The organism is Pseudomonas sp. MPB23 (genome assembly GCF_046605395.1).
In the GTDB taxonomy this organism is placed as follows: Bacteria; Pseudomonadota; Gammaproteobacteria; order Pseudomonadales; family Pseudomonadaceae; genus Aquipseudomonas.
Genome location: NZ_CP176771.1, coordinates 4935959 through 4954940 on the forward strand (window position 1 = coordinate 4935959; position 18982 = coordinate 4954940).

17 protein-coding genes and 1 pseudogene are annotated in these 18982 nt (G+C 63.4%); 10 read left to right on the forward strand and 8 right to left on the reverse strand.

What is annotated here, in order from left to right:
- The first annotated feature begins 87 nt into the window (after nt 1–87).
- The 4 genes from ACLH0J_RS22210 to ACLH0J_RS22225 are packed head-to-tail and all read left to right on the forward strand — an operon-like array spanning nt 88 to nt 5614.
- The gene (locus tag ACLH0J_RS22210; protein WP_411389050.1) at nt 88–1251 is read left to right on the forward strand and encodes an isovaleryl-CoA dehydrogenase; all 1164 of its coding nucleotides are present in this window, start codon (nt 88–90) and stop codon (nt 1249–1251) included.
- Nucleotides 1252–1262: 11 nt separating this feature from the next.
- A complete protein-coding gene (locus tag ACLH0J_RS22215) occupies nt 1263–2870 on the forward strand; it encodes a carboxyl transferase domain-containing protein (RefSeq protein ID WP_411389051.1) in 1608 nt (535 codons plus the stop codon).
- 15 nt (nt 2871–2885) lie between these two features.
- Nucleotides 2886–3692: a gamma-carboxygeranoyl-CoA hydratase gene (locus ACLH0J_RS22220; protein WP_411389052.1), complete on the forward strand. Its 807-nt coding sequence runs from the start codon at nt 2886–2888 to the stop codon at nt 3690–3692.
- Nucleotides 3689–5614, forward strand: coding sequence for a biotin carboxylase N-terminal domain-containing protein (locus ACLH0J_RS22225; protein ID WP_411389053.1), 1926 nt, complete (start codon nt 3689–3691; stop codon nt 5612–5614). The genes ACLH0J_RS22220 and ACLH0J_RS22225 overlap by 4 nt, the downstream gene beginning before the upstream one ends.
- On the opposite strand, the gene ACLH0J_RS22230 is transcribed toward ACLH0J_RS22225, so the two are convergent.
- Entirely contained in the window at nt 5611–6246 is a 636-nt protein-coding gene (locus ACLH0J_RS22230; RefSeq protein WP_411389054.1) for a LexA family protein, read from the reverse strand. The two genes, ACLH0J_RS22225 and ACLH0J_RS22230, sit on opposite strands and share 4 nt — an antisense overlap.
- A 132-nt stretch (nt 6247–6378) precedes the next feature.
- Here ACLH0J_RS22230 and ACLH0J_RS22235 point away from each other — a divergent pair, with 132 nt between their 5' ends.
- Together ACLH0J_RS22235 and ACLH0J_RS22240 are read left to right on the forward strand one after the other, a co-directional pair.
- Nucleotides 6379–6729, forward strand: a complete 351-nt coding sequence (locus ACLH0J_RS22235; protein ID WP_411389055.1) for a DUF6124 family protein — start codon at nt 6379–6381, stop codon at nt 6727–6729.
- Between the two features lie 463 nt (nt 6730–7192).
- The gene (locus tag ACLH0J_RS22240) at nt 7193–8344 is read left to right on the forward strand and encodes a M14-type cytosolic carboxypeptidase (RefSeq protein ID WP_411389056.1); all 1152 of its coding nucleotides are present in this window, start codon (nt 7193–7195) and stop codon (nt 8342–8344) included.
- Between the two features lie 3 nt (nt 8345–8347).
- Here the strand turns inward: ACLH0J_RS22240 and ACLH0J_RS22245 are convergent, their stop codons facing one another.
- The 5 genes and pseudogenes from ACLH0J_RS22245 to ACLH0J_RS22265 all read right to left on the reverse strand — a co-directional run bounded on the left by ACLH0J_RS22245 (nt 8348) and on the right by ACLH0J_RS22265 (nt 13240).
- On the reverse strand, nt 8348–8887 hold the full coding sequence (locus ACLH0J_RS22245; RefSeq protein WP_411389057.1) for a cytochrome b: 540 nt from the start codon (nt 8885–8887) through the stop codon (nt 8348–8350).
- Nucleotides 8884–9966 (reverse strand): catalase family peroxidase, encoded by a 1083-nt coding sequence (locus ACLH0J_RS22250; protein WP_411389058.1) that lies wholly within the window; start codon nt 9964–9966, stop codon nt 8884–8886. The genes ACLH0J_RS22245 and ACLH0J_RS22250 overlap by 4 nt, the downstream gene beginning before the upstream one ends.
- A gap of 141 nt (nt 9967–10107) precedes the next feature.
- Nucleotides 10108–10317, reverse strand: a pseudogene (locus ACLH0J_RS22255) (enoyl-CoA hydratase-related protein); the annotation flags it as partial.
- A gap of 42 nt (nt 10318–10359) precedes the next feature.
- Entirely contained in the window at nt 10360–11658 is a 1299-nt protein-coding gene (locus tag ACLH0J_RS22260) for a hypothetical protein (protein WP_411389059.1), read from the reverse strand.
- Nucleotides 11651–13240: an amino acid adenylation domain-containing protein gene (locus ACLH0J_RS22265; RefSeq protein ID WP_411389060.1), complete on the reverse strand. Its 1590-nt coding sequence runs from the start codon at nt 13238–13240 to the stop codon at nt 11651–11653. The genes ACLH0J_RS22260 and ACLH0J_RS22265 overlap by 8 nt, the downstream gene beginning before the upstream one ends.
- A gap of 198 nt (nt 13241–13438) precedes the next feature.
- On the opposite strand from ACLH0J_RS22265, the gene ACLH0J_RS22270 reads away from it, so the two are divergent.
- The 4 genes from ACLH0J_RS22270 (at nt 13439) to ACLH0J_RS22285 (ending at nt 17270) form a co-directional block, all read left to right on the forward strand.
- Nucleotides 13439–13945: a sigma-70 family RNA polymerase sigma factor gene (locus ACLH0J_RS22270; RefSeq protein ID WP_411389061.1), complete on the forward strand. Its 507-nt coding sequence runs from the start codon at nt 13439–13441 to the stop codon at nt 13943–13945.
- The gene (locus ACLH0J_RS22275; RefSeq protein WP_411389062.1) at nt 13942–14679 is read left to right on the forward strand and encodes an anti-sigma factor family protein; all 738 of its coding nucleotides are present in this window, start codon (nt 13942–13944) and stop codon (nt 14677–14679) included. The genes ACLH0J_RS22270 and ACLH0J_RS22275 overlap by 4 nt, the downstream gene beginning before the upstream one ends.
- A 137-nt stretch (nt 14680–14816) precedes the next feature.
- Nucleotides 14817–15911, forward strand: a complete 1095-nt coding sequence (zapE, locus tag ACLH0J_RS22280) for a cell division protein ZapE (protein WP_411389063.1) — start codon at nt 14817–14819, stop codon at nt 15909–15911.
- Between the two features lie 39 nt (nt 15912–15950).
- Nucleotides 15951–17270 (forward strand): protein kinase, encoded by a 1320-nt coding sequence (locus ACLH0J_RS22285; protein ID WP_411389064.1) that lies wholly within the window; start codon nt 15951–15953, stop codon nt 17268–17270.
- Nucleotides 17271–17291: 21 nt separating this feature from the next.
- Here ACLH0J_RS22285 and ACLH0J_RS22290 read toward each other — a convergent pair whose 3' ends face one another.
- Both ACLH0J_RS22290 and ACLH0J_RS22295 read right to left on the reverse strand, forming a co-directional pair.
- Entirely contained in the window at nt 17292–17999 is a 708-nt protein-coding gene (locus tag ACLH0J_RS22290; protein ID WP_411389065.1) for a YebC/PmpR family DNA-binding transcriptional regulator, read from the reverse strand.
- Between the two features lie 99 nt (nt 18000–18098).
- Nucleotides 18099–18956: a LysR substrate-binding domain-containing protein gene (locus ACLH0J_RS22295; protein WP_411389066.1), complete on the reverse strand. Its 858-nt coding sequence runs from the start codon at nt 18954–18956 to the stop codon at nt 18099–18101.
- Between the last annotated feature and the right edge of the window lie 26 nt (nt 18957–18982).

Consider the following 18982-nt stretch of genomic DNA (forward strand, 5'->3'; position numbering starts at 1 on the left):
ACGCAAGCTTACGTTAACGTAAAGGTGAGCGCCCTCCCCTGGCGCCCAATCCGCACAACAACAATGTTCACATTAAGGTGCCTGTCCATGAGTTACCCGTCCCTGAACTTCGCCCTCGGCGAGACCATCGACATGTTGCGCGATCAGGTGCAGTCCTTCGTGACCCAGGAGATCGCCCCCCGCGCGGCACAGATCGACCGCGACAATCTGTTCCCCGAAGACCTGTGGCGAAAGTTCGGTGACATGGGCCTGCTGGGCATTACCGTGGCGGAGGAATACGGCGGCGCCGGCATGGGCTACCTGGCCCACGTGGTGGCCATGGAAGAGATCAGCCGCGGTTCGGCGTCGGTGGCGCTGTCCTATGGCGCGCATTCCAACCTGTGCGTGAACCAGATCAACCGCAACGGCAACCACGAACAGAAACTCAAGTACCTGCCGAAGCTGATCAGCGGCGAGCACGTCGGCGCCCTGGCCATGAGCGAGCCGAATGCCGGCTCCGATGTGGTCTCGATGAAACTGCGCGCCGACAAACGCGGCGACTGCTACGTGCTCAACGGCAGCAAGACCTGGATCACCAACGGTCCCGACGCCAGCACCTACGTGATCTACGCCAAGACCGACCTGGAAAAAGGCGCGCACGGCATCACCGCCTTTATCGTCGAACGCGATTGGAAAGGCTTCAGCCGCAGTAACAAGTTCGACAAGCTCGGTATGCGCGGCTCCAACACCTGCGAGTTGTTTTTCGATGACGTGGAAGTGCCCGAGGACAACATCCTCGGCGTGCTCAACGGCGGCGTCAAAGTGCTGATGAGCGGCCTGGACTACGAGCGCGTCGTCCTCTCCGGCGGCCCCACCGGGATCATGCAGGCGTGCATGGACCTGATCGTGCCGTACATCCACGACCGCAAGCAGTTCGGCCAGAGCATCGGCGAATTCCAACTGATCCAGGGCAAGGTCGCCGACATGTACACCCAGCTCAACGCTAGCCGCGCCTACCTCTACGCGGTGGCCCAGGCCTGCGAGCGCGGCGAGACCACGCGCAAGGACGCCGCCGGGGTGATCCTCTACAGCGCCGAACGCGCCACGCAAATGGCCCTCGACGCGATCCAGATCCTGGGCGGCAATGGCTATATCAACGAATTCCCCGCCGGACGCCTGCTGCGTGACGCCAAGCTGTATGAAATCGGCGCCGGCACCAGTGAGATCCGGCGCATGCTGATCGGTCGCGAACTCTTCAACGAAACCCGCTGAAGGAGCGCGCCATGGCCACCTTGCACACCCTGCTCAACCCGCGCTCGGCGGAATTCGCCGCCAACAGCGCGGCGATGCGCCAACAGGTCGACGCTCTGCACACCCTGCTCGCCCAGGTGCAGCAAGGCGGCGGCGCCAAGGCTCAGGAGCGGCACACCTCGCGGGGCAAACTGTTGCCGCGCGAGCGCATCAATCGCCTGCTCGACCCCGGCTCGCCGTTCCTCGAACTCAGCCAACTGGCCGCCCATCAGGTCTACGGCGAGGAAGTGCCCGCCGCTGGCGTGATCGCCGGGATCGGCCGCGTGGAAGGCGTCGAATGCATGATCGTCGCCAACGACGCCACGGTGAAAGGCGGCTCCTACTACCCGCTCACCGTGAAAAAACACCTGCGCGCCCAGACCATCGCCGAGCAGAACCGCCTACCGTGCATCTACCTGGTGGACTCCGGCGGCGCCAACCTGCCGCGTCAGGATGAGGTGTTCCCGGACCGCGAGCACTTCGGACGGATCTTCTTCAACCAGGCCAACATGAGCGCCCAGGGCATCCCGCAGATCGCCGTGGTGATGGGCTCGTGCACCGCCGGCGGCGCCTATGTGCCGGCCATGGCCGACGAAGCGATCATGGTGCGCCAGCAGGCCACTATCTTTCTCGCCGGCCCGCCCCTGGTGAAGGCCGCCACCGGTGAAGTGGTCAGCGCCGAAGACCTCGGCGGGGCCGATGTGCACTGCAAGATTTCCGGGGTGGCCGACCATTACGCCGACAGCGACGAACACGCCCTGGCTCTGGCCCGCCGCAGCGTGGCCAACCTCAACTGGCGCAAACAGGGCGAGCTGCTGCAACGCCCGCCGGTGGCGCCGCTGTACAGCGGCGAAGAGCTTTACGGGGTGATCCCGGCCGATGCCAAGCAGCCGTTCGATGTGCGCGAAGTGATCGCGCGGCTGGTGGACGGTTCGGTGTTCGATGAATTCAAGGCGCTGTTCGGCACCACCCTGGTGTGCGGCTTTGCGCACTTGCACGGCTACCCGATAGCGATCCTGGCCAACAACGGCATTCTGTTCGCCGAAGCTGCGCAAAAAGGCGCGCACTTTATCGAATTGGCCTGCCAGCGCGGGATTCCACTGTTGTTCCTGCAGAACATCACCGGCTTTATGGTCGGCCAGAAATACGAAGCCGGCGGCATCGCCAAGCATGGCGCCAAACTGGTCACCGCCGTGGCCTGCGCCAAGGTACCGAAATTCACCGTGATCATCGGCGGCAGCTTCGGTGCCGGTAACTACGGCATGTGCGGGCGCGCCTATGACCCGCGCTTTTTGTGGATGTGGCCTAACGCACGCATCGGCGTGATGGGCGCCGAACAGGCGGCCGGTGTGTTGGTGCAGGTCAAGCGCGAGCAGGCCGAACGCGCGGGGGTCGCCTTCAGCGCCGAGGAAGAAGCCGCGATCAAGCAGCCGATCCTCGACCAGTACGAAACCCAGGGCCATCCCTACTATTCCAGCGCGCGCCTGTGGGATGACGGCGTCATCGACCCATTGCAGACCCGCGACGTGCTGGCCCTGGCGCTGTCCGCTGCGCTGAACGCCCCCATCGAGCCGAGCCGCTTCGGCGTGTTCCGCATGTAAATGGAGCTGTCCCCCATGAGCGATTTCAACACCCTCGAACTGATCACCGACAGCCGTGGTTTCGCCACGCTGTGGCTCAGTCGTGAAGCCAAGAACAACGCGTTCAATGCCGAGATGATCCGCGAACTGATCATCGCCCTCGACCAGGTCCAGGCGGATGCATCCCTGCGCTTCCTGGTGCTGCGCGGGCGTGGCAAGCACTTCAGCGCCGGCGCCGACCTGGCGTGGATGCAGCAATCGGCCGAACTGGATTACGCCACCAACCTGGACGACGCCCGCGAACTGGCGGAGCTGATGTACAACCTCGCCAAGCTGAAAATCCCCACGCTGGCAGTGGTGCAAGGCGCGGCCTATGGCGGCGCGCTGGGCCTGATCAGTTGCTGCGACATGGCCATCGGCGCCGACGATGCGCAGTTCTGCCTGTCGGAAGTTCGCATCGGCCTGGCGCCGGCGGTGATCAGCCCATTCGTGGTACAGGCCATCGGCGAGCGCGCGGCGCGGCGCTATGCCCTGACCGCCGAGCGATTTGGCGGCCAGCGCGCGCGGGAAATCGGCCTGTTGGCGGAAAGCTATCCGATTGGCGAACTCGACCGACAGGTCGAACACTGGATCGCCAACCTGCTGCACAACAGCCCGGCGGCGATGCGCGCCAGCAAGGACCTGCTGCGCGAAGTCGGCAACGGTGCACTCACCCCGGCCCTGCGCCGCTATTGCGAAAATGCCATCGCGCGCATCCGCGTCAGCGCCGAAGGCCAGGAAGGCTTGCGCGCCTTTTTGCAAAAACGTCCGTCCAGTTGGCAGCCACAGGAACCGCGCTCATGAGTACATTGACCCGCGTATTGGTGGCCAATCGTGGCGAAATCGCCTGTCGGGTGATGCGCACCGCCAAAGCCATGGGCCTGAGCACCGTGACGGTCCACAGCGCCATCGACCGTGATGCGCGCCACAGCCGCGAGGCGGACATCCGTGTCGACCTGGGCGGCAGCAAAGCCGCCGACAGCTACCTGCAAATCGACAAACTGATCGCCGCCGCCCACGCCAGCGGCGCCCAGGCGATTCATCCGGGCTACGGGTTCCTGTCGGAAAACGCCGGATTTGCCCGTGCAATCGAGGCCGCGGGCTTGATCTTCCTCGGCCCGCCCGCCTCCGCCATCGATGCCATGGGCAGCAAATCGGCAGCCAAGGCCCTGATGGAAATCGCCGGCGTACCGCTGGTGCCGGGTTATCACGGCGAAGCCCAGGACCTCGAAACCTTCCGCGACGCCTGCGCGCGCATCGGCTATCCGGTGCTGCTCAAAGCCACGGCCGGCGGGGGCGGCAAGGGCATGAAGGTGGTCGAAGACGTCAGTCAATTGGCCGAAGCCCTGGCGTCGGCCCAGCGTGAAGCGCTGTCGTCGTTCGGCAATGGGCAGATGTTGGTGGAGAAGTACCTGCTCAAACCACGCCATGTGGAGATCCAGGTGTTTGCCGATCAGTATGGGCATTGCCTGTACCTCAACGAACGCGATTGTTCGATCCAGCGTCGTCATCAGAAAGTCGTGGAAGAAGCGCCGGCGCCGGGGCTGAGTGTTGAACAACGCCGCGCGATGGGCGAAGCGGCGGTGCGGGCGGCCCAGGCCATCGGTTATGTGGGCGCCGGTACCGTGGAGTTTTTGCTGGATGCGCGCGGCGATTTTTTCTTTATGGAGATGAACACGCGACTGCAGGTCGAGCATCCGGTCACCGAGGCGATTACCGGCCTCGACCTGGTGGCCTGGCAGATTCGCGTGGCCCAGGGCGAGGCGCTGCCGATCACTCAGGCGCAGGTGCCGCTGATCGGCCATGCGATCGAAGTGCGCTTGTATGCCGAAGATCCGTCGAACGATTTCCTGCCGGCGACCGGGCACCTGACGCTGTACCGCGAATCGGCCGCAGGCCCTGGGCGCCGGGTGGACAGCGGCGTCGAACAAGGCGACAGCGTCTCGCCGTTCTATGACCCGATGCTCGGCAAGCTGATTGCCTGGGGCGAAGACCGCGAACAGGCGCGCCTGCGCTTGCTGACCATGCTCGATGAATTTGCCGTCGGCGGGCTCAAGACCAACCTGGGCTTCCTGCGGCGCATTATCGGGCATCCGGCGTTTGCGGCGGCTGAACTGGATACCGGGTTCATCCCGCGCTATCAGGACGAACTGCTGCCCCAGGCCGGGCCTTTGAGTGACGAATTCTGGCAGGCGGCGGGTTCGGCTTTCATGCAGAGCTTGCCGGCGGGCGATGGGCCTTGGGCGGACACGCGTGGGTTTCGCGCTGGATTGCCGGCCGAAGTCTCGCTGCATTTGAGCTGCAACGGGCAGGATCGGCTGGTGACGCTGGCGGGCGCGGCTGCGCCGTTGCGGGGCGAGCAGTTACTGATCGAACGCCAGGGCGTGCGTCGTGGGCATCTGGCGGTACGCAGCGAAGGCACTGTGTTCCTGCGCTGGGACGGTGAAATGCACGGCGTGAGCCTGTTCGATCCGATTGCGGCGGTCGAAGCCAACCAGTCCCATCAAGGTGGGCTCAGCGCGCCGATGAACGGCAGCATCGTGCGGGTGCTGGTGGAAGTGGGCCAGGCCGTCGAGGCCGGCACACAGTTGGTGGTGCTCGAAGCGATGAAGATGGAACACAGCATCCGTGCGCCCCAGGCCGGAGTGATCAAGGCGCTGTTCTGCCAGGAAGGCGAGATGGTTGCCGAAGGTTGCGCGCTGGTGGAGCTCGAAACAGCGGATTAAAACTTCGCCGTGGCCTGCACGACGACGCCGAGGATGCGGCAATCGTCGGTGAACAACCGCTTCGGGTAGGTAGGATTGAGCGGCACCAGGTAGCGCTGGCCGCTCTCTTCGAGTAACTGGCGGAAGGTGGCCTGGGGATGGTCGGCCCATTGGGCGACCACCAGTCTGCCAGGTTCGGCGGCGATGGCCGGATCCACCAGAATCATCATCCCGGCGCTGATACTCAGGCCGGCGGGGGCGGTCATGGCGTCGCCCGTGACCGGCAGCCAGAACGCCTCGCCGCGGGCGTGATAATCGCTCGATTCGAAGCGGTGCACACCATAGGTCGCGCGTTCTTCGCGCACTTCGCACAGGCCTTTCCAGTCGCTGACCGGATAACGGAAATACGGGTTGTAACGAGCGGGTGCAGCCAGGTGCTCGTCGCGTCTTTCGCGAATGTCCAGCGCAACTTCCAGGTACCCGAGCCCCAGCGCTTCGAGCACCCGGTTCATGTCCGCCAGGCTCGGCGCACGACGCTTGTTCAGCCAATGGCCGACGCCGCCCTGGGACATGCCCAAGCGTTCAGCCAGCTCACCCTGCGTGACCTTGCGGTCTTCCATGTTGGTCTTCACCAACGCTATCCACTTATCCATGGGGCATGACGATACGTCAGGTATTTTTCAGGGCAATAAACAGTTTGTAGTAATCCATAAAACGACATAAATACGATACGTACTATCATCGAACATAAGGTTTTCGACACCCACTTGAGAGTACCGCCCCTTATGACCACGAGCCCGCACCTCCTGCCTGAACCCCCGCAACACGATGACTTGCATGACCTGCGCAGCAGCGGCGCCGCTCAGCGCGCACTGGACTTTTACTTGAAAGAAAATATGTCGGTATCAGTCTCGGACGGCGCCCTGTTCGCCATCAATCCGAGCATCAGCCAGGAGGAAGCCCTGGTGCACGCCTCGGAGCTGCTGCGCAGCGCGGCGGCCACGGCCTATGAGTCGGCGAGCAGCCATCAGGGCAACCACCGGGACCTGGCGTTTTCAGTGGTGTATCTGATCGATATGGCGAAGGCGATGGTGGAGCGATCGTTGCAAGCGCCGCAGGCTCAGGCAAACGTATAGCGGTGACGAAGCAAAAATATTTCTATCCCACGGATAAAAACATTTGACTTGCAAATGATAATGATTATTATTGGACCCAACTGATCGCGAGATCAGTCGATAGACCAAGGGACCTTAGGTCGGACTCTTGGAATATCTCCTCATCAGGCTAATCACGGTTTTTGACCCGGCTCTTTGGCCGGGTCTTTTTTTTGCCAGTTTTCCTGGCTTGGCTTCAGGCTAATGAAGACTGTGTTGCTCAATGCCGCGAATGGTAGCAAAAGACCACCACGCAAAGAAAGCCAACCGAACGCTCTAGCCTCGCTCTTTGCGAAATAGCACTTGAGAATCAATCTCATAGAACCTAAGCTGCGACAGCGTCATGGACGACGCCCCCTCCTCCCTGCAACAATTTTGCATCCAGTCTTTACCGGGGTCCTGTGTAATATAGCCGCCACAACACTCATAATCAGGCACCCAGACTATGACAGTGGCTTTGACCTCCATCAGGATCAGCACCGACTTCGACAGTGGCAATATTCAGGTACTCGACGCCAGCGATGCCTACCAGTTATTGCTGGCGATCAACCCCGATACGCGCAGCCCCCATTTCCAATGGTTCCACTTCAAGGCCGAAGGCATGCATGTGGGCCACACCCACACCTTTCGCCTGAGCAACGCAGGCAAGTCCTCCTACAAGCACGCATGGAGCGGCTACAACGCCGTGGCGTCCTACGACCATGTCCATTGGTTTCGCGTCCCCACACGGTTTGACGGCGAAATTTTGCACATCAGCCTCGAAACCCGCGAAAAGCACGCCTGGTTCGCCTACTTCGAACCCTACAGCCGCGAACGCCACGACTGGCTGATCGAGCGAGCGCTGAACCGCGCCGGCACCCAGTTGCTGGCCACCGGCAAGAGCGTCGAAGGCCGCGACATCCAACTGCTGCGCCGCGGTAAAGGCGGCGAAGGCCGACGCAGCGTGTGGATCATCGCCCAGCAGCACCCCGGCGAACACATGGCCGAGTGGTTCATGGAAGGCATCATCGAACGCCTGCAACAGGACGGCGACGCCGAACTGAAAAAACTACTGGCGGTCGCCGACCTGTACCTGGTGCCCAACATGAATCCGGACGGCGCCTTCCACGGCCACCTGCGCACCAACGCCAAGGGCCAGGACCTCAACCGTGCCTGGCAGAGCGCCAGCGAAGAGTACAGCCCTGAAGTGCTGTTCGTGCAGCAGCAAATGGAAAAATACGGCGTGGACCTGTTCCTCGATATCCACGGCGACGAAGAAATCCCCTACGTCTTCACTGCCGGTTGCGAAGGCAACCCCGGCTACACCCCGCGCATCGAAGCGCTGGAAAAGCGCTTTCGCAGCCACTTGAGCGCACTGACCCGCGACTTCCAGACCGTCCATGGCTACACCCGCGACCTGCCGGGCGAAGCCAACATGACCCTGGCCTGCAACGCAGTGGGCGAGAAGTACGACTGCCTGTCCCTGACCCTGGAAATGCCGTTCAAGGACAACGACGACGCCCCCAACCCGCAAACCGGCTGGTCAGGTAAGCGCTCGATGCAGTTGGGCAAGGATGTGTTGAGTACGGTGGCGGATATCGTCACGTCCTTGCGCTAGGCGTCAGTCCTTGGTGCCGGTCATGCTCTGCAGTACGCCGTCACGCCGAATCAGCCCATGGAACAACGCTGCCGCCAGGTGCACCAGTACCGTCAGGAACAGCACATAAGCCAAAAATCCATGGGCCTTGCGCAGTATGGCGAAAAGCGGCGCATTGGCCGCCACCAGTGCGGGCAACCGCAGGGAACTGCTGAGCATCACCGGGTCGCCCGCCGCCGAAATCATCGCCCACCCCAACAGCGGCAGCACCAGCATCAAGGCATACAGCACCAGGTGGGATGCCTTGGCCGCCAGCACTTGCCACAGCGGTAAATCGCTGGGCAACGGCGGTTGGCGCGTGGAGAAACGCACCGCCAGCCGCACGATCACCAGCGCCAGGATCGCAATCCCCAAGGGCTTGTGCAGGTGGATCAACCATTCATGCCGCTCGGAAACAGACGCCGCGAGGCCCGCGCCGATAAACAGCATGGCAATGACCATCAGCGCCATCAGCCAGTGCAACAGGCGCGCCAGGGGCGCGAAAAACCGGGGTTGGGCATTCATGGCTTCGACTCCTGGGGGGCGCTGTGCAACGGGCCGACTTCACCGGCACGGCGCAGGTATGAACTGGCATACGCCGCCGAACGCGCGGCCAGCAGCGGATCATTGGAAGCTTCGATACCGCTCGGTAACACCAGCGGGTCGAAGTTGATGTCGCGGCAATCGCCATCGGCTTGAGGTTGGCTGCTTTGCAGGACCAGGGTGCCGGCGTTCAGCACCTTGTGCTCACCGGCCCAGGTCTTGCTCGCGTCATCCAGTGGGTCGCCGGGGTTGGCCAGGGTCATGTTCAACTGCCATCGCAACGGCCCTGAAGCCAGGCGCTGCACCAGGTCTTTTTCGAGGAAATCATTGCCTGCCGGCGCCACAACACCAGGCGCGTCCTGGCTCTGCGGGACGACACCCCACCGCACCGCCTGACGCTTGCCATCGGCACCCACCAAGTAAAAGGCATTGATGCCGTTATAGGTTTCGGTCGCATAACTGGCCGAAGGCTTGGCGGTCTTGACCCACGCCAGAAACGCCGCGGTCTCGGGATGGGCGGCAAAAAACGCCGGCATGTTCGCAGGGTTGGGCTTGCCGGTGGCCGGGTCCGGCGCGCCGGCCTTGAGCATCTGGTAGAACGCCTCGGGCGTGCCCACCGGGAACACTGGCATGCTGTTCATCCCGGTGCGCCATTGCTGGCCGTTGGCCTGGTTGAATTGCACGGCAAAGCTGCGGATCGGCACGCTGCTGTCCGGCGCATAGGGGTTGCCGCTGGGCAAGGCGAACCGGCCGATCAACGGCGTCCTGGCTTCGCTGAACACCTGGGCGCTGGAGTAGGTCCGCGCCTCAGGACTGCTCTCGAAATACCCGGCGACGCATACGCCCTTGGCATGGTTACGCCGAAACCCCGGATGCACACCATTGTTGGTTTCCAGGGCATTGACCAGGGTTTTCGGGCGCAGGCGCTGTGGGTCGAGGGTCCCGTTGACGTAGGCAAATGCCCCGGCCACAACCACCACTACCCCGGCAATACACGCCAGCCTGATGACCCGGCTGGCGGTACTGAGGGGCGGTTTGGGCGGTGATGAATGATCTACCATGAATAGCTCCAGGGCACGTGGCCACAGGGGAAAGGTGCTATGGGACGAATCCCACGTAGGTTTATTCCCCATTCACTGTAGTTTTTTTCAGAGCAGGTGGATTACCGGGGGCCTCATCGCTTTACGACCGGTTGAAGGATGCTTGCCGCTCATTTTCTTGATGTCGGCCCCTGCGGCGAAATAATCGGCCGTGCCGGTGATGACAAAACAGCCGACCTCGAGATCCTGATCCAGTGCCTCCAGGCTCGAACGCAGTTGCCTCATCAATGCCGAACTCAGCGCATTCTTGACTTCGGGCCGATTGAGCCGCGCCAGTACCACCCGATCGTGACGCTCGATGACTACATTCATATACACCTCCACAGATTGATTTCGTTGACCCACGACGCCGTCTCACGAATCCCAGATCGCGCCATAGGCCGGTATTCCCCTGGATTCCAACGCCTGCACCACGCGCCGGGTCAAGCCCTGGTTGGCAATGCAGATCACCGCCTCCACCCCGAACGCCTGGACGGCGCCACAGGCCAGTTGCACCAGGTCAGGCTTGCCGCGCACATCGGTGTCCCAGATCAGCGCCTGCGGCTGGGCCTGCAGGATCTCCTCCACCAACGCGTCACCGTAGGTTTGCCGCGGGTTGCGGGCCGACCAGATCAAGTGCAGCGGCACGTTGCCGGCCAGCAAGTGCGGCAACACCGGGCCGATACCGCTGCCGGTGGCGATGTACAGCACCGACTTGAACAGCGTCTCCACATTCGCGACCCCGGCCGTGGTAATCCCCTTGACCCACACATGGGACGGCGACTGCTCGATGAACTGCCCCGTCCAATCCCCGGCCCGGGAAATGATCAGACGAAACCCCGGCTGGCCCGGCGCAGGAATATTGGCGAATGAATGCCACTCCAGCAGCGGGTTCCGGCTGATGGCGGTGGAAGAACCGGCAAAGGGCGTGGTGTGGGTGAACCGCGCGATGACTGCATGCCCGGAAGGCCGCACCGTGGCAATCGGCACTTTGCGCAAACGCAGCCACGGCAAGGCGATGCTCAGGCTCAGCAGCACCAGCATCCAAAACGTGCCGCTGCACAGCGGGTTCGCCGAATCTTCGACGGGCGCCAGCAGCGTCAGTCCCCAGAACACCAGCAATACGCTCCAGCCGGCGAACCGATGAACACGCTCGAAACCATTGTGAAAACGGCCTCGCACCCACGGCAACGCCATGATCACCATCGACAGCAGCAAGACCATCAAGCCGCCCGTGAGCCACAGCCGGAGGGACGAAACGCTGCCAGGCTCGCTTACGTGCATCAGCGCCTGCACCCAGACCATGGCGGCGAACCAGCCGGTGGCCGCCAGCGCGCCGCCGCTGTGCAAGCCGCCAACGTGATAGACCTTCGCCACCCGCCGTCGGATCGCCAGTGGCCAGCCCAGCGGCACGCGGGTAGCCAACCAGAACAGCGCATTGATCAGGTATTGCTGGCGGATCAATGTCGCCAGCGCCAGGTTGATCAGCACCAGGATCGAGAGGCTTTCCAGGCCCATGGCCTGTATGCCCGGCCCTTGCCACAAGACCATCGCATTGCAGGCTATGACCAGGGCAAAAAGCCGGTGGTAATAGGAAAACAGGGGCAGCGCGGACACCCTGTGCCACCGTGTCGACTTGGGCGGGACGGGGCTGCGGGTCAAGACCTCAAACATCGCCGGCCTCCTTCACGTCCTGTCGTTGCCGCGCCCAGTCCAGCAACTGCGCTTTATCCACCTTGCCCCTGGCGGTCAGGGGGAATTGATCCAGGGCATAGATCGCCCGAGGCATGCAGTAATAGGCCAGGCGCTGCTCGCACTGGTGCCGGCAAGCGTCGATATCGGCGCTGGCGGGGCTTACGAACGCAACCAGGGTGCGCTCGTCGAGTTTCAGCGCCACCGCACGCGTGCACCCCTCTTCGGCTTCCAGCGCGACGGACACGGCGTCCAGTTCCACGCGAAAGCCCCGAACCTTGACCTGATCATCGACGCGCCCCAGGTGTTCGAGCTGCCCGTCACGCGTCCAGCGTCCCAGGTCCCGCGTGCGAAACATCACGGCGCCGGCCCCCAGAAAGGGATCCGGCCGGTAGCGCTGCGCCGTGAGTTCGGCATTGCCCAGGTAGCCGGCGGTCACACCGGCACCGCCTGCCCACATTTCACCGGTTTCGCCCAGTTCACAGGCGCGGCCCTGAGCGTCGAGTACATACACGGTGTTATTGGCTGTCGGCCGGCCGATGCTCAACGGCGTGCCAGGCACATGCCGGTGCAAGGTATTGACGATGGTGGTTTCGGTCGGCCCGCAACCGTTGTAGAAGTCACAGTGAGCCGCCCAGCGGTCGGCCAGCCCTTGAGGACAAGGCTCACCGGCCACCGCGACCACCTTGAGATCGGGGCAGCGTTGCGGATCGAGGCTGGCGAGGATCGAGGGCGTGGCAATCAGCACGTCACACTTTGCGGCGGTGCGCGCGATGTCTTTGCCGCGAATCATCAAGGTCGCGCCATGGGCCAGGCAGCCGAGTATTTCCCAGGCGGCCATGTCGAATCCGATATTGAGGATCTGCCCCACTCTGCGCCCCGGCGCCATGCCCATCCGCCCAGGCTCGGTCAGTAAAATGTTGCACAGGTTGCGATGGCTGACACGAACGCCGTTGGGACGCCCGGTAGTGCCCGAGGTGAATAGCACGAAACACAGGTCGTCCGGCCCGACTGCGGCCAACACCCGAGCATTGTCCTCGGCCACCCAGGGCTCCTCGGCCAGAAACGCATCGAGGCACAGGCAACGCTGCGCTTGCGCTTCGGGCACACGCCCTTGCAGGTTCGACAGGGTCAATATCACCGGCGCGCTCAAGGCATCGAGGACCATCGCCAGTTGCAGCGGCGGCACGATCCGTGCGTCCTGGGGCACATACGCCGCGCCAATCTTCAACACTGCGAGCAACCCCACCAGCATGGGGATCGAGCGCTCGACGAACAGCGCCACCGTGTCGCCGCGTGCCACGCCTTGCTCGATCAACCGCGCGGCCAAGCGATTGGCCTGGCGGTCGAGTTGCCCATAGCTGATGCGTTGGCCGGCGGCCATCGCCGCCGTCGCTTCGGGTGCCCGCGCTGCGTGCGCTTCGATTGCGTGGTGCACATTGTGAAAGTCCGGTAGGCCCGACGGGCCGCGCCCCCACTTTTCGAACAGCGCCTGCTGCGCGTCCGGCAAGTGAGCGAGCGCACGGCGGGAAAAACACGGTTTACCGGTTGGTGAACACGTCATAGACACACCCTCATCGTTTCACTGCCAACTCACTGCCGGCAGGTAAGGGGGTGGATAGAGGACGTGACTCGCTATTACAGACTCTCAAGCGATGCAGAGCTTTCCCACTTGTGCTCCGTAAGATTTCTTTCTGCGAACGTGGAATAACCTACAACGGCCACCGTCTACCTCATCACAACCGGCTAGACTCCCATCCCCATGCATGAACTCGACGAACCGTTACGTGAACTCATCCCCAGGCTGCGGCGCTTCGCCGTGTCCCTGACCCGTAACGCCAGCAGTGCCGACGATCTGGTGCAGTCGACCCTGGAACGCGCGATCAGTCGCTGGGCCGACAAGCGCGTCGAGGGCGATCTGCGCGCGTGGCTGTTCTCGATCCTGTACCGGCAGTTCCTCGATGCCCACCGTCGCAGCCGGCGCTATGCGCGCATGCTCGACTTCTTCACCGGTCGTGACGATGCGCAGCCGTCGGTGGAGCGAACGGTGATCGCCCAGTCGACCCTGCAAGCTTTCGATCAACTGGGCACCGAACAGCGCGCCCTGCTGCTGTGGGTCTCGGTCGAGGGCCTGAGCTACAAGGAAGTCGCCGAGATCCTCGATGTGCCAATCGGTACCGTCATGTCGCGCCTGTCCCGGGCGCGCCAGGCCCTGCGTCAACTCAGCGATGGCGAAATCGCCAGCCCTGCCCTGCGGATACTCAAATGATCAGCCTGCCCCCCAGCGAACGCGATTTGCATGCCTACGTCGATCACCAGTTACCGGAGAGCGACCGACACGTGCTTGAAACCTACTTGTCGGCCCACCCCGATGTCGCCGCCCAGGTCCACGCCTGGCAACAGGACGCGCAAGTGCTGCGCGCGTCGTTGGCCGGTGCGCTGCAACAGCCGGCCAACCCGGACCTGGACCCGGCGCTGATTCGTCAACGCATCAAACAGCAGTCGCGCCGCCACCTCGCCACGGCGGCGCTGCTGCTGATGGCCGTCAGCCTCGGCGGCCTTGGCGGCTGGCATGCCCGCGAAGCCACGCAGCCCCCCCTGCTGCCCATGGCCGATGCGATGCAAGCGTTCCGCCTGTTTGCCCAGGATGGCATCATGCCCGCCGACTACAACACCCAGGGCCGCGGCACGATGCAAGCCTGGCTCGACCGCTACTTCCACCAGGCCCACCGCCTGCCTGACTTGAGCGCGGCGGGGTTCACCCCGGTGAGCGGGCGTCTGCTCACCACCGACCAAGGTGCGGCGGCCATGGTGCTGTATGAAGACCCGCAAGGACGGCGCATCAGTTTCTACATCCGCCCGCCGGGACCGGACAACGGCTTCCTGCCCCCTGGTAGCCGCAGCGCCGATGGGCTGCAGGCGCAATACTGGTCCGGCGACGGCTACAACTATGCGGTGGTCAGTCCGAGCGATCAGCCCGCCCCACCGATGCTGAAGTTCTAGACGCCCGCCCTCGGCAGCGGCGTCGCCTTACACCTGCGACATGCCGTTTCGAGATGGCTGGCGGCGCACTTCTCTATTGGTCAAATGGCGATGCGCCGCCTAAAGTGAGCGACCACCGCACTACAGAGTGACTCCCATTGGCCGCGCTACCGCTGATTCGTCGTCTGCTCGGTAAAAAAACCGACGCCCACAACGCCACCTCCATCCAGACGTTCTTTCAGGACAAGGCCCGACAACAGGGCTACACCCTCAGCGCCGGCCAGGCCCTGGCGATTGCCGCAATGTCCCGCGAATGCCAACGCCTGCTCGCCGGCCAGCCCACGCGCAGCCTGTATCTGCACGGCCCGGTGGGGCGCGGCAAAAGCTGGCTGCTGGACGGTTTTTTCCAGGCGCTGCCGCTCGCCGAGAAAAAGCGCGTGCATTTCCACGGATTTTTCGCCCACCTGCACCGCAGCCTGTTCAAGCACCGTGAGCATGCCGACGCCCTGGCCGTCAGCCTCGACGAACAACTGGCGGACTGCCGGGTGCTGTGTTTCGACGAGTTCCATGTCCACGACATCGGTGATGCGATGCTCATCACCCGACTGTTCAAGGCGCTGTTCGAGCGTGGTGTACTGGTGCTGGTCACCTCCAACTACCCGCCCGCAGGCTTGTTGCCCAACCCGCTGTACCACGAGCGCTTCAAGCCGGTCATCGACCTGATCGCCGCGCGGATGGAGGTGCTGGAAGTCAGTTCGCCCCAGGACTTTCGCAGTCTGCCCCAGGCCCATGCCACGCAGCGTTTTACCATCGGCCGATACGTGTGGCCGGGCACGGCGGCCCAGCGTGCAGCGCTCGGCCTGCCTGCCATGGATGGCCCGGCGCAGTCCCTGACGGTTGGCAACCGCCATCTGATAGCCCGCCACCATCAAGCCCGCACCCTCGCCTTTACCTTCGGCGACCTCTGCGAACAACTGACAGCGGTGATGGACTACCTGCTGCTGTGCCAGGACTTCGACCACTGGATCATCGACGGCCTGCCTCTGCTGGAGGATTGCCCGATTGCCGTGCAACAGCGCTTTATCAACCTGGTGGACGTGCTGTACGACCAGGACAAGCACCTGATCCTGATCGGCGAACGGCCTCTGAACGAGTGCCTGGCGGGACAGGCCATCGACCTGGCGCGCACCGCCAGCCGCCTGAACCAATTGCAACAGGCCACCCCGCAAGCCCTGTCCGAGCCAGTATCATGAGCGCCATTCAAGCCCTCTTGCCGAGTGACCGCGCCGTTCATGCATACCCTCGCCCAACTCAAGACCGGCCAATTGGCCGGCATCACACGCCTGGACCTGTCCTGCGGGCTGACCGAATTCCCGCGGGAAATCTTCGAACTGGCCGACTCCCTGGAAATCCTCAACCTCAGCGGTAACGCCCTGAGCAGCCTGCCCGACGATCTGCACCGCCTGCCGCACCTGCGCGTGCTGTTCTGCTCGGACAACCGCTTTACCGAACTGCCGGCGTGCCTGGGCCAGTGTGCGAAGCTGAGCATGATCGGCTTCAAGGCCAACCAGATCCACCATGTCCCTGCCGCCGCGCTGCCGCCGCAGTTGCGCTGGCTGATCCTCACCGACAACCGCATCAGCCAATTGCCCGACGCATTGGGCCAGCGGCCGCTGCTGCAAAAGCTGATGCTGGCCGGTAATCAACTGGCTCATCTGCCAGAAAGCCTGGCCCAGTGCACAAACCTGGAACTGATCCGCATCGCCTCCAACCGCCTGACGCGTCTGCCTGAGTGGCTGCTGGCGTTGCCAAGCCTGACCTGGCTGGCCTACGCCGGTAACCCGGTGGAAATCGCCGAGAAGGCGGCAACGGATGACACCACACCGAATATTCCCTGGTCCGAGCTGGAAGTGGCCGACGTGCTGGGCGAAGGCGCTTCCGGGGTGATTCGCAAGGCACTGTGGAAACCCTCGGCGCAACCCGTCGCGGTCAAGCTCTACAAAGGCACCATCACCAGTGACGGCTCGCCCCTGCACGAAATGCAGGCCTGCATCGCCGCCGGGTTGCATCCCAATTTGATCAAGGTGGAAGGCCGCGTGGTCGGCCACCCCGAGGCGCAGGCCGCGCTGGTGATGGACCTGATCGACCCGAGCTACCGCAACCTCGCCGCCCTGCCGAGCCTGGCCTCGTGCACCCGGGATATCTATGAGCCGAGCACCCGGTTCAGCCTCGAGGTGGCGCTGCGCATGGCACGGGGGATTGCGTCGGTGGCGGCGCACTTGCACCGACACGGCATCACCCATGGCGACCTGTACGGCCATAATATTTTGTGGAATGCAGCGGGGGATTGCCTGCTGGGGGACTTTGGCGCGGCGTCGTTCCATGCCACGGCAGACAGCGTGGAGACCCGGGCGTTGCAGCGTATTGAAGTGCGCGCGTTCGGGGTGTTGCTCGGGGAGTTGCTGGAGCGGATTGACACGGGCTTGAGCGACGCAGCGCGTCAGCTACTGGAAGGCTTGCAGGCGCGTTGCTGTCAGCCCGAGGTGTTGGCACGGCCGAGCTTCGAAGACGTCGAAGCACTGCTGGAAGCCGTGCCGCACACACATGTTTGACCGGGTTTATTCAGTTATGGATCAGCCGGCCAGGCCGACGAACATGTCCTGCACGTCATCATGGTTGTCCAGCCCTTCCAGGAACGCCTCGACTTCAGCCATCTGCTCATCGGTCAAACCGCTGACCGGGTTCTTCGAGATGTAGCCCAGCTTGGCCGACAGCACGGTAAAGCCCTGCTCCGGCAGCGCTTTTTGCACGGCGTCGAGGTCGGTGGTCTCGGTGATGAACAGGGTGGTGCCTTCTTCTTCGCCGGCTTCGAAATCCTGGGCGCCGGCTTCAATGGCGGCCATTTCCGCATCGGCGTCGGGGCTGTCCGGCGAGGCTTCGATCAGGCCGACGTGATTGAAGTCCCAGGCCACGGAGCCGGAAGCGCCCAATTGGCCCTTGCGGAAGGCCACACGGATTTCAGCCACGGTACGGTTGATGTTGTCGGTCACGCACTCGACGATCAGCGGCACCTGGTGCGGGGCGAACCCTTCATAGGTCACGCGATGGTACTGCACGGTTTCGCCGAGCAGACCGGCGCCCTTCTTGATGGCGCGGTCCAGGGTTTCCTTGGGCATCGAGGCCTTTTTGGCCTGTTCCACCACCAGACGCAGGTGGGCGTTGGTCGCGGTGTCGGCGCCGTTGCGGGCGGCGATGGTGATTTCTTTGACCAGCTTGCCGAAGATCTTGCCCTTGGCATTGGCTGCTGCTTCTTTATGTTTGACTTTCCACTGTGCGCCCATGACTCACTCTCTTCTGTCCATCGCGCCGAAACGTCTACTGGCCGGCGCTTTGGGGGCAGAGTTTATAGCGCGAGAACCCATCGTTCCACCAAAAAACCATCAGGGCGCCAACTCGAAAAACGCCTGGATCAAGCGCAATGAGCGGCGCCGCTCCATGCAACCGAGCATATGCCGGTTGACCAGCCCGTCGCCCTGGATCGCCACCGCCTGCACCCGTGGGTCCGGGCTGACCTCCATGGACGAGACCACGCCCACCCCCAATTGCGCGGCGACGGCTTCGGTGACCGCCTCGCGGCTGTCCAGCTCCAGCAACACTTTAGGGCGCACATCCGCAGCCACACAGGCGTCATCGAAGGTGCGCCGGGTGATGGAACCGGGCTCGCGCAACACCATGATCACGTCGTTCAGTTGCTCCAGGCGAATGCCCTTGACGTGCGTCGCCCACGCGTGGCTGGCCGGCACCAGGGCGCAGATCCGCGATTGCGCCAACGCTTGCAGGTGCAGGCCATTGCGCGGTTCCACTTCGGTAAGCACCGCCACATCCGCATGCTCGGACAACAGCGCGGCCAGGGTTTCCTGGGCGTTACCCAGGCGCAGGTTGACGGTAATCCCGGGGTAGCGCGCGCGCAGGCTGGCGATCATCGGCATCACCAGGTGCGGGCCGTCCGCCGCGACCTCCAGGCGTCCGGTGAGCAGTTGCCGGTTGGCCTCCAGCAGCGTCTGCGCTTCGTCCACCAGGCCGAAGATCGCCCGCGTGATCGCCGCCAGCCGCGCGCCCTCCTCGGTCAACTCCACCCGACGCGCCGTGCGACGCAGCAACGGGATCTGATAGTGCTCTTCCAGGGCCTTGATATGCCCGGTCACCGCCGGCTGGCTGATGAACAGCCGCGCCGCCGCACGGGTAAAACTGCCCTCGCGGGCCACGGCATCGAATGCGCGCAGTTGGAACAGGTTCATAGCTATCGGCCTCACTGATAGCTCGC

Coding starts and splice junctions, on each gene's coding strand:
- ACLH0J_RS22270 (WP_411389061.1), top strand. CDS start 13,439: ATGCATGAACTCGACGAACCGTTACGTGAACTCATCCCCAGGCTGCGG.
- ACLH0J_RS22225 (WP_411389053.1), top strand. CDS start 3,689: ATGAGTACATTGACCCGCGTATTGGTGGCCAATCGTGGCGAAATCGCC.
- ACLH0J_RS22260 (WP_411389059.1), bottom strand. CDS start 11,658: ATGTTTGAGGTCTTGACCCGCAGCCCCGTCCCGCCCAAGTCGACACGG.
- ACLH0J_RS22265 (WP_411389060.1), bottom strand. CDS start 13,240: ATGACGTGTTCACCAACCGGTAAACCGTGTTTTTCCCGCCGTGCGCTC.
- ACLH0J_RS22250 (WP_411389058.1), bottom strand. CDS start 9,966: ATGGTAGATCATTCATCACCGCCCAAACCGCCCCTCAGTACCGCCAGC.
- ACLH0J_RS22210 (WP_411389050.1), top strand. CDS start 88: ATGAGTTACCCGTCCCTGAACTTCGCCCTCGGCGAGACCATCGACATG.
- ACLH0J_RS22220 (WP_411389052.1), top strand. CDS start 2,886: ATGAGCGATTTCAACACCCTCGAACTGATCACCGACAGCCGTGGTTTC.
- ACLH0J_RS22295 (WP_411389066.1), bottom strand. CDS start 18,956: ATGAACCTGTTCCAACTGCGCGCATTCGATGCCGTGGCCCGCGAGGGC.
- ACLH0J_RS22215 (WP_411389051.1), top strand. CDS start 1,263: ATGGCCACCTTGCACACCCTGCTCAACCCGCGCTCGGCGGAATTCGCC.
- ACLH0J_RS22275 (WP_411389062.1), top strand. CDS start 13,942: ATGATCAGCCTGCCCCCCAGCGAACGCGATTTGCATGCCTACGTCGAT.
- ACLH0J_RS22290 (WP_411389065.1), bottom strand. CDS start 17,999: ATGGGCGCACAGTGGAAAGTCAAACATAAAGAAGCAGCAGCCAATGCC.
- ACLH0J_RS22245 (WP_411389057.1), bottom strand. CDS start 8,887: ATGAATGCCCAACCCCGGTTTTTCGCGCCCCTGGCGCGCCTGTTGCAC.
- ACLH0J_RS22285 (WP_411389064.1), top strand. CDS start 15,951: ATGCATACCCTCGCCCAACTCAAGACCGGCCAATTGGCCGGCATCACA.
- ACLH0J_RS22235 (WP_411389055.1), top strand. CDS start 6,379: ATGACCACGAGCCCGCACCTCCTGCCTGAACCCCCGCAACACGATGAC.
- ACLH0J_RS22230 (WP_411389054.1), bottom strand. CDS start 6,246: ATGGATAAGTGGATAGCGTTGGTGAAGACCAACATGGAAGACCGCAAG.
- ACLH0J_RS22240 (WP_411389056.1), top strand. CDS start 7,193: ATGACAGTGGCTTTGACCTCCATCAGGATCAGCACCGACTTCGACAGT.